This window comes from Parasphingomonas frigoris (assembly GCF_036663815.1).
GTDB lineage: Bacteria > Pseudomonadota > Alphaproteobacteria > Sphingomonadales > Sphingomonadaceae > Sphingomonas.
Window position 1 is genome coordinate 1 of the sequence record NZ_JAXOJQ010000012.1, and the last position, 15,573, is coordinate 15,573.

12 protein-coding genes and 3 pseudogenes are annotated in these 15,573 nt (G+C 61.7%); 7 read left to right on the forward strand and 8 right to left on the reverse strand.

Annotated elements, in window-relative coordinates:
• Nucleotides 1–282 precede the first annotated feature (282 nt).
• Entirely contained in the window at nt 283–813 is a 531-nt protein-coding gene (locus tag U1872_RS20765; protein WP_332794803.1) for a P-loop nucleotide/nucleoside kinase family protein, read from the forward strand.
• A gap of 609 nt (nt 814–1,422) precedes the next feature.
• Here the strand turns inward: U1872_RS20765 and U1872_RS20770 are convergent.
• Nucleotides 1,423–2,361, reverse strand: a complete 939-nt coding sequence (locus U1872_RS20770) for a GGDEF domain-containing protein (RefSeq protein ID WP_332794804.1) — start codon at nt 2,359–2,361, stop codon at nt 1,423–1,425.
• Between the two features lie 1,229 nt (nt 2,362–3,590).
• On the opposite strand from U1872_RS20770, the gene U1872_RS20775 reads away from it, so the two are divergent.
• Entirely contained in the window at nt 3,591–4,118 is a 528-nt protein-coding gene (locus U1872_RS20775) for a lysozyme inhibitor LprI family protein (protein WP_332794805.1), read from the forward strand.
• A gap of 10 nt (nt 4,119–4,128) precedes the next feature.
• Here U1872_RS20775 and U1872_RS20780 read toward each other — a convergent pair whose 3' ends face one another.
• From U1872_RS20780 to U1872_RS20800, 5 genes and pseudogenes are all read right to left on the reverse strand, one after another.
• A complete protein-coding gene (locus U1872_RS20780; protein ID WP_332794806.1) occupies nt 4,129–4,452 on the reverse strand; it encodes a hypothetical protein in 324 nt (107 codons plus the stop codon).
• A 52-nt stretch (nt 4,453–4,504) separates the two neighbouring features.
• Nucleotides 4,505–4,840, reverse strand: a pseudogene (locus U1872_RS20785) (DDE-type integrase/transposase/recombinase); the annotation flags it as partial.
• A 116-nt stretch (nt 4,841–4,956) separates the two neighbouring features.
• Complete coding sequence (locus U1872_RS20790; RefSeq protein WP_332794808.1) at nt 4,957–5,421, reverse strand: BLUF domain-containing protein; 465 nt, start codon at nt 5,419–5,421, stop codon at nt 4,957–4,959.
• A 3-nt stretch (nt 5,422–5,424) separates the two neighbouring features.
• A complete protein-coding gene (locus tag U1872_RS20795; RefSeq protein ID WP_332794809.1) occupies nt 5,425–5,868 on the reverse strand; it encodes a response regulator in 444 nt (147 codons plus the stop codon).
• Between the two features lie 11 nt (nt 5,869–5,879).
• Nucleotides 5,880–6,434 carry a hemerythrin domain-containing protein gene (locus U1872_RS20800; protein WP_332794810.1) on the reverse strand — a complete coding sequence of 185 codons (555 nt, stop codon included), beginning with the start codon at nt 6,432–6,434 and terminating at the stop codon, nt 5,880–5,882.
• A 253-nt stretch (nt 6,435–6,687) separates the two neighbouring features.
• Here U1872_RS20800 and U1872_RS20805 point away from each other — a divergent pair, with 253 nt between their 5' ends.
• Together U1872_RS20805 and U1872_RS20810 are read left to right on the forward strand one after the other, a co-directional pair.
• A complete protein-coding gene (locus U1872_RS20805; RefSeq protein ID WP_332794811.1) occupies nt 6,688–8,253 on the forward strand; it encodes a sensor histidine kinase in 1,566 nt (521 codons plus the stop codon).
• Nucleotides 8,254–8,934, forward strand: a complete 681-nt coding sequence (locus U1872_RS20810; RefSeq protein WP_332794812.1) for a response regulator transcription factor — start codon at nt 8,254–8,256, stop codon at nt 8,932–8,934.
• Between the two features lie 300 nt (nt 8,935–9,234).
• On the opposite strand, the pseudogene U1872_RS20815 reads toward U1872_RS20810, so the two are convergent.
• Nucleotides 9,235–10,380, reverse strand: a pseudogene (locus tag U1872_RS20815) (Tn3 family transposase); the annotation flags it as partial.
• A gap of 156 nt (nt 10,381–10,536) precedes the next feature.
• Here U1872_RS20815 and U1872_RS20820 point away from each other — a divergent pair.
• Nucleotides 10,537–12,114, forward strand: coding sequence for a carboxylesterase/lipase family protein (locus U1872_RS20820; RefSeq protein ID WP_332794813.1), 1,578 nt, complete (start codon nt 10,537–10,539; stop codon nt 12,112–12,114).
• Between the two features lie 104 nt (nt 12,115–12,218).
• Nucleotides 12,219–14,546, forward strand: a complete 2,328-nt coding sequence (locus tag U1872_RS20825; protein WP_332794814.1) for a TonB-dependent receptor — start codon at nt 12,219–12,221, stop codon at nt 14,544–14,546.
• 293 nt (nt 14,547–14,839) lie between these two features.
• Here U1872_RS20825 and U1872_RS20830 read toward each other — a convergent pair whose 3' ends face one another.
• Nucleotides 14,840–15,226 carry a winged helix-turn-helix transcriptional regulator gene (locus U1872_RS20830; protein ID WP_332794841.1) on the reverse strand — a complete coding sequence of 129 codons (387 nt, stop codon included), beginning with the start codon at nt 15,224–15,226 and terminating at the stop codon, nt 14,840–14,842.
• Between U1872_RS20830 and U1872_RS20835 the strand changes: the two are divergent.
• Nucleotides 15,107–15,385, forward strand: a pseudogene (locus tag U1872_RS20835) (tyrosine-type recombinase/integrase); the annotation flags it as partial. The gene U1872_RS20830 and the pseudogene U1872_RS20835 overlap by 120 nt on opposite strands.
• Between the last annotated feature and the right edge of the window lie 188 nt (nt 15,386–15,573).

Here is a 15,573-nt window from a genome sequence, read left to right on the forward strand (position 1 = left end):
CCCCCCCCCCCCGCCCCCCCCCCCCCCCCCCCCCCCCCCGCCCCCCCCCCCCGCCCGCCCCCCCCCCCCCCCCCCCCCCCCCCCCCCCCCCCCCCCCCCCCCCCCCCCCCCCCCCCCCCCCCCCCCCCCCCCCCCCCCCCCCCCCCCCCCCCCCCCCCCCCCCAAGACCCAGATACGTTCATCCGCATGGCCTCCCGCCGCCAAGCGCGAGGCATGGCGCGCACGGACGTTCATCCTCCGTGATCCCGGTGGCAATCTCATAGCCTTTGCCGGGCGGGAAGAATGACCCTGCGGCGTCGGATCGTCATCGTCTCGGGCGCTCCGGGTGCCGGCAAGACGATGTTGGCGGTCCCGCTCTCGCGGCAGCTCGGCTTCGCGCTCTTTTCCAAAGATCTTGTGAAGGAGACGCTTACCGACGCGCTGGGAGCTGGTGCAGGCGACCTTGCGACATCACGTCGGATCGGGGGGGCCGCCATGGAATTATTGTGGATGCTGGCGGGTCATACGCCTCAGGCGGTGCTTGAAGCCAATTTCCGTCCGCATAGCGACTATGAGCGCGCCCAACTCGGCGCATTAGATGCGACCATCGCTGAGGTGTACTGCGATTGCGGCCCGGCCGAGGCCGCCAGGCGCTTCCAGGATCGGGCCGCCATAGCCGGCCATCATGCCGCTCACCCGCTCAAGGAGATGCCGCCCGAGATGCTGGCGGAGTATGATAGGCCAGTCGGGATTGGAAATGTTATCCGGGTAGATACCCGCGTTACCGTCGATCTGGAGTTGGTCGCAGAGCAGGTTCTACGCGTATTTCGGTGAATCGGCCGAAACCAAAAAAAAGCATCCTTTTGCGAGAGTGCAGGAGCCTCAGACGGATAGGCGGTATCGCCGCATGTATAGGTCTCCCCGTGCATAAAGGTCGCTATTGCGCGGGACTGCCACGGTTCCCTCGTAGCTTGGTCCTGCCTTATCCAGCGTGCGGCAAGAAGCAGTGTTATCCGGTCGAACCGTGATCCAGACTTCTCCGAAACCGTGGCCGCGAGCAATCGGGCGCAATGCCGTTAGCACCTCGCTCGCTTAGCCGTGTCCGCGATGTTCTGGTTCGACCTTGTATCCTACATGACCGCCATACATCCGCATTTAGCTCGTGTTCCCGAGGCGAAGCTGGATGGTGCCAACTACCTTCCCGTCAGCCACGATCTCGTAGAATTCGGCCGGTGACCAACCCCGTGCCGGCTCGGCATCTGTGACCTTCTGCAACTTCAAATTGACCGCCATGTTCGCCCCTAGCGTCCCATGCTTCCACCTATCAGGCCATTAAGCACGCGATACGAAGCTACACACTCTTTCCCGTTTGAGCATCGTTTACGGGATAGCCAAGTTCATAGGATGAACGTTTTTAACAGCTCCATAGCGAATTAGCTGTGGCTAGCTCGCCAGCAGAATTGCTGATTTGCAGCAGTTTTTTCCGGCTTCCTTCGCGAGGTATAGTGCACGGTCGGCAGAGGTCAGCAAAGTCTGGGGCATTCTGGCTGTTGCACCGTCACGGGCGAGCGCGGTAGCTACGCCGATGCTTACAGTGATTACCCCTCCTACTTCTACTCCGTGGGGGATCTGCAACGCCTCGACCGCAGCCCTGATATGCTCAGCGACGTCCATAGCATGATCACGGTTAGCCTCAGGTAGTACGACGGCCAACTCCTCACCCCCATATCTGGCCACCACATCTTTATCGCCGCTGGTTGCTGAAAGGAACGCGGTTGCGACGCTGCGGAGGCAATCGTCCCCCACCTGATGGCCATGAGCGTCGTTGAACTTTTTAAAGTGATCGATATCCGCAAGCAGAAGCGAGATCTGTGACTTGGCAACAAGCGTCCGCTTCCACTCTCCCGAAAGCGCCTCATCAAACGCCCGGCGATTGCCAAGACCGGTAAGGCCGTCCTTCATCGCCATGGTACGCAACTCGTCTTCAAGAGCCTTGCGCTGAGATACGTCGCGCATGATGACGGCTCGGTCCCCCGGGGTCCCCGAGTTCAGATGCTCGACAACCCTTGAGGCTACTTCAACCCAGAGCAGGGAGCCATCGCCGCGAATGACGCGAACGGTGACCGTCGCATCATTCGAGCCGCCACCCATTACGACCCGGTTAGCTTCAACAAGAACCGGAAGATCTTCGTGGAATACGAACTCGAAGACAGGGTGCCCGATCACCTCGGACGGCGATCGGAGAAAGAACCGCTCGGAGGAGCCAGAAATATAGCTGAAGGTCATGTCAGGCCCAACTAGGGCGATGACATCGCTGGAATGCTCCGCGATCAGCTGGAGAACGGCTGATGCCTTCGCGTCGTCAGGTGCCCAAGGTCTCAAACCGCTACTCCCGAGATACGCAACGCACCAAGGCGTCGGAGTGGTTCGTAAGCCTTCCGCACCTAACGGTCGATGAAGATCGCGCCTTCTCGGTCATCATTGCGAGCCGCGACACCTAGGTTCGTCAATGCAGCAGATTCCGAGAAGGCGCGCCTTCGCGGGCCGCGCTCTATCTCCGCTCCGCTCCGACCGAGCCGCTTTGCGTCTCGTCCCATGCGGGCGACGATCGCTCGCGCGCGCAGGCTGACGCCCGCGATGATAGGGAACGCGGATCAGCGGAGTGCACACTGCGTCTTCTGGTGAAGACGACAGGGTGCGCGCATCGTCGTGACCGCGCGACACTCTCGCTCTGCCCGGGGGGTGCGGCAGCGGCTGCCCCCCAGGCCCGCGCGCGCGCCGCCGCACCGGCCGGTCGCCGCAAGGGTGCGTTGCTCGTGTGCGCCGCGCTGGCGCGCCGCGGTGATGAACGCCGGCTTCGCCGGCGAGATCCGTTCGCCTGGGGGTTTCTTCAAATTTGCCATCTGTTCATCTCGATCGTGTTGCCGGCCTTGGAACAACCAGTTCGTACAGGTACTACCCACGCAGGGAAGCTAAATGCGCCTCGATGATCGCTCAAGAAGCGGGATCTTCTTGCGGACGGTCTTCTGCGAGCGCCCCATAGCCTTTGCGATCGCGGGGACATCCTCACCAGCAGTGATTCGGGCATTGAGCTCCGCATAATCGGACTGAGCCCACAGTCGCGTGACCGCCATGTTGACCCCTCTCCTGGCCTTCGCGCGCCATGCGGGTCTTCGACTCGCTCTAGCGACCATCCATTCTCCTTTCAGACGCTCGAGCCGTCTATCCCCTGCTCAATGTTCCCTCACTCGATGGGCGATCGAAGCAAAGGGCTGCGGCCTTCCCCCAGTGCGGTATCGGGCTTAGAGGTCACCGACGCGGCCTCATCGCGCGCGTAACCTTACCCACATACCGACCGGTCGGTGTGTGAGCTTTATGATGAGTCGAGGATATCGACAGGCGCTCGCGATAAGCTGCCGACGAAGCCGGGACGCTCATCGCCGCAAAGGCTTTGCGGCTGCCCAAACTCCTGTTTGGTAGCTATGTTTGCCACAATCACGCAGAGAGTTCATGTAGGGTGTGGCATTCCGTCCAGATTTGCCGAGCTCCCTATCTCGAAGCCGCCGCTTCGCAGGACATCTCTACGACCAAGTCTACGACTGGGCTTACGAATGCCGTGGCTCGCCAACGATTGGAGCAAGTTCGCCCTTTCCGTTCGCCAGTCTACCGCGATTAATATTGGTCCGGAGATAACCGACTTCTGTTCAATCGATCAGCGAATATGGGAGTTCTTGATGTCCATTGCCGTCCTGCTCAGCGTCGCAACGCTCGCCCTCGGCGCCCCGGTGCAGTCCGAGGCACAAGTCGAAGCCCGTTATACCAAGGCCTATCACACCTGTTTCAAGACCGGCGATGCGGCGCGCGGGGTTACGTCGGCGATGCTCGACTGCAACGGTCTCGAGATCGATCGGCAGGACGACATGCTGAACCGCACATATCGCGCCGTCATGGCGCGCTTGCCGAAGGCGAAACAGACGAAGCTTCGCATCTCAGAACGGACCTGGATCAAGAACAGCGACGCACACTGCGTGGCGGTGGGCAACGACGCCGGCGGGGGCAGCGCTGCGGGGCTAGCCTTTAACAGCTGCACCCTGTCCGAAATAGTGAAGCGGACGATGTGGCTCGAATGCTATCGCTGAGCGCCGGCTTTCAAGATAGCCGCGTCATCGGGCCGCCGATAGTTAGGAACAGCATTGCCAACCCCGAAAGCGCGGCGCCGCCGCCCAGCGCGCGCTGAGTCGTCCGCAAGGCGGTATTGGCACGATCCGCCAATGCCGTGAGCGCGACGAAGCCGCACCAGGCCGCCGCGCCGCACAAAACAGGCGTTGCGGTGACCAGCAGCGCGCCAATCTGGCTGCCAACACCCTCGGCATTGCTGGTGATCGCGCCTACCGTGAACAGCGCTAGGAAGCCGAAGCATAGCGTGCCGATTGATCCGACCACGATCAAAATGATAGCCGCCAAAGTCCGCATCGTTGCTTTCCTCCAGGCACCCGCCGCTTAGGCGGTTTCTAATATGGTGTCAGCCTTCGTGATCAACGGCTCGCCAGAGATAAACCATCTCGCCATTGAGCTTCACGTACACCTCGTCGAGATGCCAACGCCAGTGCTGCTGGAAGCCGCGCATCCGGTTGACCCGCGGCTGCCGGATGTCGGCGGCGAAGATCGGGCCGAACCGCCCCCACCATTGCCGCACTGTCTCATGGCAAATGTCGATTCCGCGCTCGAACCGGAGATCCTCGACGTTCCGCAACGATAGCGGGAACCGCACATACATCATGACGACAAGGCGGATCAATTCCGGCGACGAGTTGAAGCGACGGAACGGGCTAGGAGGAAGGGTTCTCGATTTGCGGCTCACGGGCGCGTGGTAGCGGACGCCTCGTTGGTCTGACAGAGCCCTGGCTGGCCCTTCGTGACCGAGAGCGTGAGGAAGCCACGCCGCCTGCCGTTGCTTCGCTGTAACGATTTTCGCGATCAGTCCGACCCGTCACAGCGTATCGTCGGAAGCGCCGAGCCAGGTTCGTGCAGGGACACGTGACTGGACAGCCCTACTAGCAACGTGATCAGTCGTTCAATGCGAACAGCGTTCGTTTCCATCGTCGAAGCGATCAGGGGCGCAATCTGGCGCTCGACGTAGAGCGAAGGTCCACTATAGGCTAATGACCAGTGCGGAAGTCGGCGGCGCGAGATCGCTTCGACCCGCAACACCGTGATATCAGTATGGCGTTGATCGCGCTCAATGCGATTCATCAGCTCGTCAAGTGCGACGCCGGGGCCCTCGAGTAACTGCGCGAAGTGATCGTGTGTGCAGACAAGTGAGCCGCTGATGCCAACGCTCTCGTTCTCGATCACTGCAGCAGAAACGATCTCCGTGACTGTGGCTTCCCAGTCCATCATGGAAAGCGCGTGGCGGCTAACGTATAATAGAGATCGTTCCATTTTTTAGACCTTGGGCGCGACTGTCTGGATGTAGCCATCTGTCTGATCGTGGCAAAACCTTAGTTTCGTAGCACATTTCTTGGGCTGAGCAGCCTTCTTCAGGGTTCGCAGGAATCGCGGCACCTCCGCTAGAAGGGTAGCCTTGTCAAAACAGGCCACGGCGCCGGCTTCGAGCGCAACGTCTGTCTCACAGGTCCCGGCTCTTGAAATGGAGGACACTACGACGATGGGCGGATGGCTTTTTCCGTTGATGCCGTGAAGAAATTCGAGACCATCGATGCCGGGCATCCTGATATCGAGTGTCACAACGTCGGGCCGGCACTTTTTCATGAGCGTTAATGCAGTAGCCGCGTCTGCGGCGATCCCAACGACATGGTAACCTGAAGACGCGACGATGACCTGTTCGAGCATTGCGCGCATCGTCACCGAGTCATCGACAATCAGCACGCGGACCGGTGTCACGGTCGTGAGGCCGCAGGGTAGCGCGCAATAGCGTGTGCGGAGGCGTCGTCGACGCGTAACGTCCCGCCAGTTAAGAGCGGTTGCAACGCGACGCCGTCGCCGGCCCAGTTCCTCATTCCAGGCCTCCAGCAACGGTCGACGTCGACATCCTTCGCGACAAGCGGGAAGAGGTCGGCTTCTTCGTGCTCGATCTTCATCAGCATGCGTCCGACCATCCGCCTGACCGCGACCTGAAATTCAGGCCATCTCTTCTGAATTTCATCGGCGTCCCAGCGTTCCACATGCTCCTTGTACAGTCCGTGCAACTGTTCGACGCCCCGTTTCGCCTTCATGGCTGCCGCCCGGACTTCGGGCCGCAAGTCCGCCGCTAGCGGAGCGAACAGCTGACGCTCTTCATAGGCAAGGTGCATGTGAACCATGCGGGCGAGATCCCATCGGCGACGCGCGAGCTCGTCGAAATCGCATGCTTGTGTGGTGGAAACGACCTCGACTAGCGCGGCACTCAATGACCGCAGCTTTGAATGTTCGTGCAGAAGGCGCGCAACGTCCACTCTGGATCCTTTCCGAAGTCGATCGGCGACTGGGGGGGGGACGTCGCCGACCGACAGGTTGTACCGTTCTCTTGACGGCATTGGAGAGAGGATTCTCCCGGTGCATGCTGAGTCGCACGGAAAGGCTTGCTATCGTTTTACGGTAAGTGACCGTAGTACTACGGTAATCAGACTGGGTGACAGGCCCGGCTATTGGGTCAATGATAGCTCCTGACAAGGGGCGGTCTAGCGGCCGTTAGGGGCAGGTGGCGATATGGGCGAAACGACTGATCAGAGCCAGCCGCAGCTCGCCGCCGAGGCGCGCGTAGAGCCATTTCGCAGAGCCTTGGGGCCTTTTGTGGTCGCTGCGGAAACCACCCGAATGCCGATGATATTTACGGATGCCGCGGGAACGCTGAACCCGCTCGTCTTCGTCAATGACAGCTTCGTGGCCCTGACAGGCTTTGTTCGCGCCGAGATTATCGGCAAGGATTTGCTGTTCCTGTTGGGCAATGTGGCGGACCGGAGCAGCCTATCGTCGATCGAGGAGGCACTCGCCGACGGCAGAGATGGCACGTGGGAGCTTCAGTGCCGTCGGGCTGATGGGAGTGAATTTCTCGCGGCGGTCTACCTTAGCCCGGTGCGTGACGAAGCCGGATTGATACGGCAGAACTTTCTGTCGTTCGTGGAACTCGGCGGACATATCGACAGAATGTTGAAGCAGCGAAATGAGTTTCATGCCCTGTACGATCAGGCTCCGGGTTTCATCGCCACGTCCGAGGGGCCGCACCACGTCTTCACCTTTGCCAACGCGTCCTACAAACGGCTTGTCGGGCGCGATGATCTGGTTGGCAGGGGTGTAGCGGAAGTCCTTCCAGAGATCGCTGATCAGGGCTTCATCAAGCACCTGGACCAAGTGTTTTTGACCGGGGAGCCGTTCCTGGGCACGAGCATGCCGATCACCCTCAGATCTCCCGGAAGCGAGACTGCGACCCTCCACTATATCAATTTCGTTTATCAACCGGTTCGCAATGCGAGCAACCAGATCACCGGCCTGTTCTGCGAAGGGTATGACGTGACGGCGGAACGAGAGGCGGCGGAAGACCTCGCCTTGATGCAAGCCGAGCTCATCCATCTATCCCGGGTGAACGCGATGGGGGCGATGGCCACTACCCTGGCGCATGAACTCAATCAGCCATTGGCCGCGATTTCCACTTATGTAGCCGGCTGTCAGCGGCTGATCGATCCGGCGGGCGCCAACGCAGATCGGCTGCGGGAGGGGTTGCGTGCGACCGAGGAGGCATCACAACGCGCCGGCGATATTATCCGGCACCTTCGCGACCTCACAAGGAGAGGAATGAGCAACCGGACGCGCTTCGACGTGAAGGAAGCCATAGGTGAGTGTGTACGACTGGTGGGCGCAGGGCGCGCCGACGAGGTCGAGATCGTCGATTTGTCGGCGGACGGTGTAACGATGGTCGGCGATCGTGTGCAGATCCAACAAGTCGTGATCAACCTCTTGCGCAATGCCTGCGAAGCCGTCGCTACGGTCGATCAGCATCGCGTGACGATCGAGGCAAGTATTGTCGAGGGTCAGGTGTTGGTGAGCGTGACCGATACGGGCGACGGAGTACCCGCAAGGGCGGCGCGTGGGATCTTCTCGTGGACTGAGTCCTCTAAAGAGGATGGTATGGGGCTCGGCCTTTCCATCTCGCGTACTATCGTCGAGGGGCATAGCGGCCGCATATGGTTGGATGGGAGTGACAAGACAGGGTCGACCTTCTGCTTCTCCATACCGCAATGCCCCATCAAGACGGAAGCGAACGGGGAGGTTGCGTAGATGAGCGATGAAATTGATTCCTCCCGTGGCGGGTCAGGCGCGGCCTCAATTGCGGCAGCCATCCCTTCGCAGGCACATGTGTACATCGTCGATGATGATAGCATGGTCCGCCGGTCGCTCTCATTCTCGTTGAGCACTGCGGGATATGCAACACGAGCGTTCGCGTCCGGACGGGACTTCCTCGACGAGGTCGACATTCTTCCGGCGGGTTGCGTGTTGCTCGATATCCGAATGCCTGAGATCGACGGGCTCGCCGTGCTCGAGGACCTTGGTGCGCGGATCCACCGCCTTTCGGTCATTGCCATGACGGGGCACGGCGATATTACCACCGCCGTCCAAGCGATGAAACGCGGAGCAAAGGACTTTCTCGAAAAGCCCTTCACCGACGCCGCTTTGATCGAGATGTTGAACAGTCTTTTCGCGCTCCTGCCTGCGCATGCAGACGCTGCACATGAGCGAAAGGAGGCAGTTGCCCGCGTCGGGCAGCTGACGCCGCGCGAGCGCGACGTTCTGCAGGGTCTTGTTGCTGGCATGTCCAGTAAGGCGGTAGCTCTGAAGCTTGGCATCGGGATCCGCACTGTCGAAATGCATCGATTGAATCTGATGGGGCGCATTGGCACGAAATCGATTGCTGAGGTGGTGCGCATTGCGGGCCTGGCTGGAGTGGCGACTTTGTCTTGATCCCGTCACTTCGGACAGGACCTCGTTTGGCGGGGCCGGCTCGTCCCTACGCCGTGACGCCATTAACAGGATGTTCAGGATGGGGTTTTTTTGATTCCAGCTTAGAAGTGAGGGTCCCCCGGTTTCTCATCCAGTTCGAAGGTGAGTTTCCGGCGTTCATTCGGCGGCGATCTTGGCCGTCGCGGCAGCATATTCGATCGGCGTCAGCCAGCCAAGCGATGTGTGAGGACGGCTCTCGTTATGATCCCGCCCGCAGGCGTCGATCTTGGGGTCGGTTCCGGCTGAGGGCGAAATGACACCCTAAGCAGCGATATCCTTGGGCCAGAGGTATTCGCCGGTGAGGTGGATATGCGCCCATCCGAGCGGCGAGATATGCGTGAGAAGGTGATCGGGCGTATCGAGGCCTTCGCGGCGACGGGCCTCGGCGGCATGGCCGAGATGCAGGGTATTCCAGTACACGATGATGCCGGTGAGCAGATTGAGGCCGGCGATCCGGTAATCCTGGCCCTCGGTGGTGCGGTCGCGGATCTCGCCCTGCCGGCAAATGCGCAGGGCGGCCGCCAGATCGTTCTGCCGCGGATAGGCGGCGAGCTTGCGCAGGATGCGGCTCGGCGCGACCTACCCAGCGCTCACGGTAGCCGCGCAGCGGAACAGGTCGGGCCAGTTGGATACGATCAGTGCGTCGCGTGCCTTACCGCCCACCAGCGGGCGCAATTCGCTCGGCGTGGCCGCGGGATCGAACACGTATAGCCGTTTGGACAGAAGGTCGCGGATACGTAGTACGAGGCGGTAACCGAGCATGGCGCTGATTCCGAACAGATGGTCGGTGAACCCGCCGGTGTCGGCGTACTGCTCCTCGATCCGTCACCCGGCCTCGTTCATCGTCAGCCCGTCGAGCAGATAGGCTGCCTCGCTGACGGTTGCGGGGATGGTCCGCGATGCGAACGGGGCGAAGCGGTCGTTGACGTGAGTACAAGCCTTGATGCCGGGGTCGTTGCCGTAGCGGGCATTGACCGTGTTCATCGCCTCGCCCTGCCGCGCGGCGGGGTCGAACTGGCCATCGGCCGAGGCAGTGTTGCCCATTCCCCAGACCCGCGCCATCGGCAGCGCGCCTTGCGCGGCGACCACGTTGGCCAGCGCTTAGTCGATCGCCGCGCTTTCGACATGCCAGCGTGCGAGACGGGACAGTTGCCAGTAATCATGGGTGTTGGACGCCTCGGCCATCTTGCGAAGAACCAGGTTCAATCCCTCGGCGAGCAGGACGTTGAGCAGGCCTATTTGGTCGCTGCACAGAACACCTGTGCGCAGATGGGTGAAGGCATCGGTGAACTCCAGCGCGGCGTCCACTTCGAGCATCAGGTCGGTGATGCGGATGGGCGGCAGGCGACAGTAAAGGTCCAGCACCAGGTCATCGATCCCGTCCGGCACATCAGCGGCTAGGGTGTCATTTCGCCCTCAGCCCGAACCGACCCCAAGACAGCTGCAAAAAAATCGTGCGACAATAGAATTAGTATTGCAATTACTGTTATTCTGGATAGCTTGTTTGCGAAGCGTTGCGGATTTGCGGGCAAATCCGACCCGCACCACTTGGGAGGATGGAGAATGGTTCGACGCCTGTTGGTCGGCGCATGCCTGCTGCTTGCGACAGCCCCGGCGAGCGCCGCTGCCGCTGAACCGCGCGCCGTGCTCGAAAGCGGTGTCGTCACCGGCAAGACCGACGGCGACCTCAACGTCTTCCTCGGCGTTCCCTATGCCCGACCGCCGGTCGGCGCGTTTCGCTGGCGCGAGCCCGTTGCGCCGCTTCCCTGGAATGGCGTGCGTCCCGCGACCCGTTTTTCCGCCGCTTGCTATCAGACCGAGGGCAAGCCGTTCGGGCCTTTTACAACGGAGTTCGTAGCCGTCGGCCCACGGTCGGAGGATTGCCTTTACCTCAACGTTTGGTCGCCCGCGAAGCCGGCAAAGCGGCGTCCGGTTCTGCTCTTCATCCACGGTGGCGGGTTCGGCAGCGGCGCGACCTCGGTGCCGATCTACAACGGCGCAGACCTGGCCCGGCGCGACGTGGTGGTGGTGACTATCAACTATCGTCTCGGTGCGTTCGGCTTCCTGGCACATCCCGGGCTGACCGCGGAATCCCCGCTGAAATCTTCGGGCAATTACGGCATCCTGGATATGATCGCGGCGCTCCGATGGATACGCGCCAATATCGCGCAATTCGGCGGCGATCCGCAGAACGTGACGATCTCCGGCCAGTCGGCGGGGGCCGCGGCGGTCAGCGACCTGCTGGTATCCCCGCTCGCCAAAGGGCTGTTCGCGCGCGCCATCATCCAGAGCGGGCCCGGGCTCGGGGTGAACATCCGCCCGCTCGCCCAGGCCGAGCAGACCGGCGTCGACGTGGCGCGCAAGCTTGGCGCGACCAGCGTTGCCCAGCTGCGCGCCGCGACGCCCGACGCGATCGTCGCCGCTACCGCATCGCCGCCGCCGAGCAAGAATGCCGTCCCGCGCATCCTGATGGCGCCCAATCTCGATGGCACGGTGGTCGCCATGAACCCCGACGCGGCCGATGGCCGGGTCGTCTCCGACGTTCCGGTCATGGCCGGCTTCAACAAGGACGAAGCCTTCATCTTTGGCGCCCCCGACGTCACGCCCGAAGCCTTCATCGAGTATGTGAAGACACGCTATGGCGCCTTCACCGAGAGTTTCCTCGCACTCTATCCGCACGCGACGCGCACGGAAGCGTCGCAGTCGATGGATCAGATCGGGCGCGACCGCTACATGGCGCAGTTGATCCTCTGGGCCGAACGGCATGTCGCCGCCGAGCAGGCGCCGCTGTACCTGTATCAGTTCAACCACAGCTATCCGGGGCTGGATGCGAAGCGGTTCGGCGCGTTCCATACCGCCGAGGTTCCCTACGTTCTTGGTGCGCTCGACATTGCCGGCGTCCGGTTCACGGCCAAGGACCACAAGGTCTCGCGCCAGATGGAGGATCGCTGGGTCGCGTTCATGACGATAGCCAATCCGAATGTCGCCAACGGGCCGCTCTGGCCGTCATGGCGCGAGGCTCCGGGCAAGATCATGACGCTCGGCGACACGCCCGGAACCAGTTGGCCGGTATCCGCGAAAACGCGCTTCGATGTGTTCCGCGCCTATGTCGCGTCGGGCGGCCAGCTCTCGCTGTTCTGACGGCGCCCGCGATTCCGCGGCCGACTTCCGCTCCTTTCAGCGCCGATCCAACGGCGTGCACTTTACACACGAACGATCCAAATCGTCATCTTAGGGGATGGACCATGAAGAAGCTCACATTCGCATCATCGCTCGCTACGTCGACCGCCGTCCTGGTATTGGGCTGGGCAACAGCCGCGCAGGCGCAGGCGGCGCCCGCTGCCGTTTCTCCTGCGCAGACGGCCGCCGCGACTGAGAACACGGCGGCCGACGACCAAATGGCCCCCGACATCATCGTGACCGCGCAGAAGCGCAGCGAGAACGTCCAGCAGGTGCCGATCGCGGTGACGGTCGTCTCGGCGGACCAGCTCGCCCGCCGCGGCGTGCAGGGCATTCAGGATCTGTCGCAAGCCAGCGCCTCGCTAGAATTCACCGCACCAGCCGCAGCGCCCGGCGGCGGCGCGTTCGTGCGGGGAATCGGTACGAACCAGATCGGCAATGCAACGGCCGCATCGTCGGTCGGCGTGGTGCTCGACGGCGTCGTCCTGGGCAATGCCAACATCAGCGACCTGTTCGATACCGAGCGTGTCGAAGTACTCAAGGGCCCGCAAGGCACGCTGTTCGGCAGTTCGGTGTCAGCCGGCGTGCTCAATATCACGACGCGTTCGCCGCGCATCGGCGAAACGTCCGGTTACGTGTCGTCCGAATTCGCGATCCGCGGCCTGGGGGCCCAATATTCGCGCAGCGCGCTGCGCGGCGCGGTCAACCTGGCGGTCAACGATACGTCGGCGCTTCGGCTTTCGGGCTATTTCTTCAACAATGACGGCAATTCGGTCGATCGCAGCACGGGGAACTCGACGGACCAGACCAATTTCGGCTTTCGTGGCCGCTACCTCTGGAACATCACCGATACGCTCACGTTCAACCTGATCGGCGATTACAACCACAGCCGGTCGAAGAGCGGCAGCGGCTTCATCTGGCGTGCCGCGCCGGCCGGATCGCTGTTGGCACAGGCGCTGGCGGCCTGCGGCGTTACGCCCAGCCCGACCAACGTCGACAATTGCGCTGGCTATCCCAACACGATGTCGAACGAAATCGGGGGTGTCTCCGCGCAGTTCGACCTCAAGCTCGGCACCACCACGCTCACCTCGATCAGTTCGTACCGCGCGGTCGGCCAGACCAACCTGGCCGACATCATCAGCATCAACCCGGCGATTGCCCGCCAATATCTCCAGGGGTGCGATTTCGTCGTGTGCAACCCGGTGGTCTCGCTAACGAGCGGAGCTCCGGGCGACCCGGAGCGGACCAGCCGGTCGCTGGTCACGCAGGAGGTCCGGCTTGCCTCGGCACAGAATCACCAGCTTGAATGGGTCGTTGGCGCCTATTTCCAGAGCGCAACCTTTGAAAATCGGCAGCACGGCATCCTGATCGCCCACCCTGCGTTTGTTGGCAGGGACATCACGCTGGCGGACGGTGTGAAACAATCCCATTCAAACGCCGAGGACTACGCCGCGTTCGGCAACGTGACCTACTATCTGGGCGACGCGACCCGCCTCATCGCCGGCGCGCGCTACACGCACTCGCGCGTGGCCGAACGGATCTCGGATCCGATCAATGCGGGCGTTCCGGATACCTTCTCTGCCCGTACGAGCGCCGATGCCTTGACGTGGCGCGGCGGTATGCAGCATGACTTCAGCCGCAGCACGATGGTCTACGCGACCGTCTCGACCGGCTACAAGGCGCCGCAGTTCAGCGACGCCTTGAGCCCGACCATCCGTTTCCTGAGGGGGATCGCGCCCGAACGTCCGATCAGCTTCGAGCTGGGTGTGAAGCAGACGCTGATCGCCAACCGGCTGTATGCGGCGGTCGACGGCTTTTACACTAAGGCCCGTAATTTCCAGACCCAATCGTGCGTTTCGGCGCCGACCGGCATTCTCTGCTCGAATATCAACGTGCCCAAGATCATCAGCAAGGGCGTGGAGTTCGAGCTGTTCGGCCGGCCGCTGCGCCATACCACGCTCAACATTTCCGGCATCTTCAACGACGCCAAATATCCCACCGGATTCAGGGGTGCCGATTTCTCGGACCTGTCCGGGGAGCAGTTGAACTACGCTCCGCGCCTAAAGGCAACGGTTTCGCTCGAGCAGGAATTCCCGTTGAACGATCGGTACATGCTGGTCGTCGGCGGCGACGCGACAGCACGCGCCAAGCAGTCGATGTATCTGTCGGCCGACCCCAAATATGTCGTCCCGTCGCAAACGCTTTTCAACGCGCGCGTCAGCCTGAAAGCTGGCGACACCTGGTCGGCTGCGCTGTTCGTGCGCAATCTCACCAATCGCGTCTATCCGGTGCAGATCTACCCCAGCGACGCTTTCGCGCGGGGCGGCCTGTGGCAGTTGCTCGATCCCAATTCGCGCCGCGTAGGGGGCTTTCAGTTCGATGCGCACTTTTGACAGCCGCGAGCGATTCGACGAAGCACTTGTGCAGGGGCGGATTTGACAGGGATCCGCCAGCCTGTATTAGAACCACTGTTCTAACAGGAGATAGCGGAGTGCATCCTGTGACCCCTGTATGGGCCGGCAAATTGTCCTGATCGCCAATCTGTTCCGCTCAACAATCTTCACCTCGGCCAGATTCGAACGTTATTGATTAGCCCAAACGCTTGCGGTTGGCCGATTTCCGTCCGAAAAGACCCAGAGTCGGTCGATCGCGGTCACATTTCATAGCCCCGGAAGCGGACATCCATTCATCTCGCATGCCACTGCTCGCGTTCGGCAAAGATGCGTGTAACTTCCGCCATGTTGTCCGACCCCCAATTGCACAGTGGGACGAGCGCCACGGCCAGGGTACGGCCAAGCGGCGTCAGGGTGTAATCGACGCGCGGCGGCACTTCCTGATGATCTTTCCGCGTAACGACGCCGTCGGCTTCCAGCTCCTTCAATTGCTGAATCAGCATCTTGTCGCTAACCCCGCGCACCGCCCGCTTGAGCGCCCCGTAGCGGTTCGGTCCCTGGATCATGTCTTTCCCAGCAGGATTGATCATAATGGGCATCTCAGCACCCGCCAGTACGCACGGCTTGTCGATGAATGGGTAGCCGGCGTAGGTCTGATGCGAAGCGAGTATGGCACGCACTCGCTTCGCCGAACGAAGGCATCGATCATTTACAGGGTAACCGGCAACCTTCGTGCCGTCCAAATCCTTCTCGGTCATAGCAAGATCGAGAACACAGTGCGCTATCTCGGCATCGACGTGGAAGACGCACTTGCCCTTGCCGAGAATACCGAAATCTGACCCGTCGGCTCCTCGCCTATGGCGAGGGGCCGATCAACCGCGCTTTTGAGACCGACCTGTCGTTCCGGCCAGGATGTGGCCCGAACAGCAATTTCTTACAGAAGATGGTGTATCGCGGCGGCTGCACTTCGACAGCAGATGAGATTGCAGCCCCTTCACGTACGATGCTTGGATCGGGGTCGACCTGA

Bases quoted from the DNA above. Each gene is read 5' to 3' on its own strand.
- U1872_RS20825 (WP_332794814.1), top strand. From the start codon at position 12,219: ATGAAGAAGCTCACATTCGCATCATCGCTCGCTACGTCGACCGCCGTC.
- U1872_RS20780 (WP_332794806.1), bottom strand. From the start codon at position 4,452: ATGCGGACTTTGGCGGCTATCATTTTGATCGTGGTCGGATCAATCGGC.
- U1872_RS20820 (WP_332794813.1), top strand. From the start codon at position 10,537: ATGGTTCGACGCCTGTTGGTCGGCGCATGCCTGCTGCTTGCGACAGCC.
- U1872_RS20765 (WP_332794803.1), top strand. From the start codon at position 283: ATGACCCTGCGGCGTCGGATCGTCATCGTCTCGGGCGCTCCGGGTGCC.
- U1872_RS20790 (WP_332794808.1), bottom strand. From the start codon at position 5,421: ATGGAACGATCTCTATTATACGTTAGCCGCCACGCGCTTTCCATGATG.
- U1872_RS20805 (WP_332794811.1), top strand. From the start codon at position 6,688: ATGGGCGAAACGACTGATCAGAGCCAGCCGCAGCTCGCCGCCGAGGCG.
- U1872_RS20775 (WP_332794805.1), top strand. From the start codon at position 3,591: ATGCCGTGGCTCGCCAACGATTGGAGCAAGTTCGCCCTTTCCGTTCGC.
- U1872_RS20810 (WP_332794812.1), top strand. From the start codon at position 8,254: ATGAGCGATGAAATTGATTCCTCCCGTGGCGGGTCAGGCGCGGCCTCA.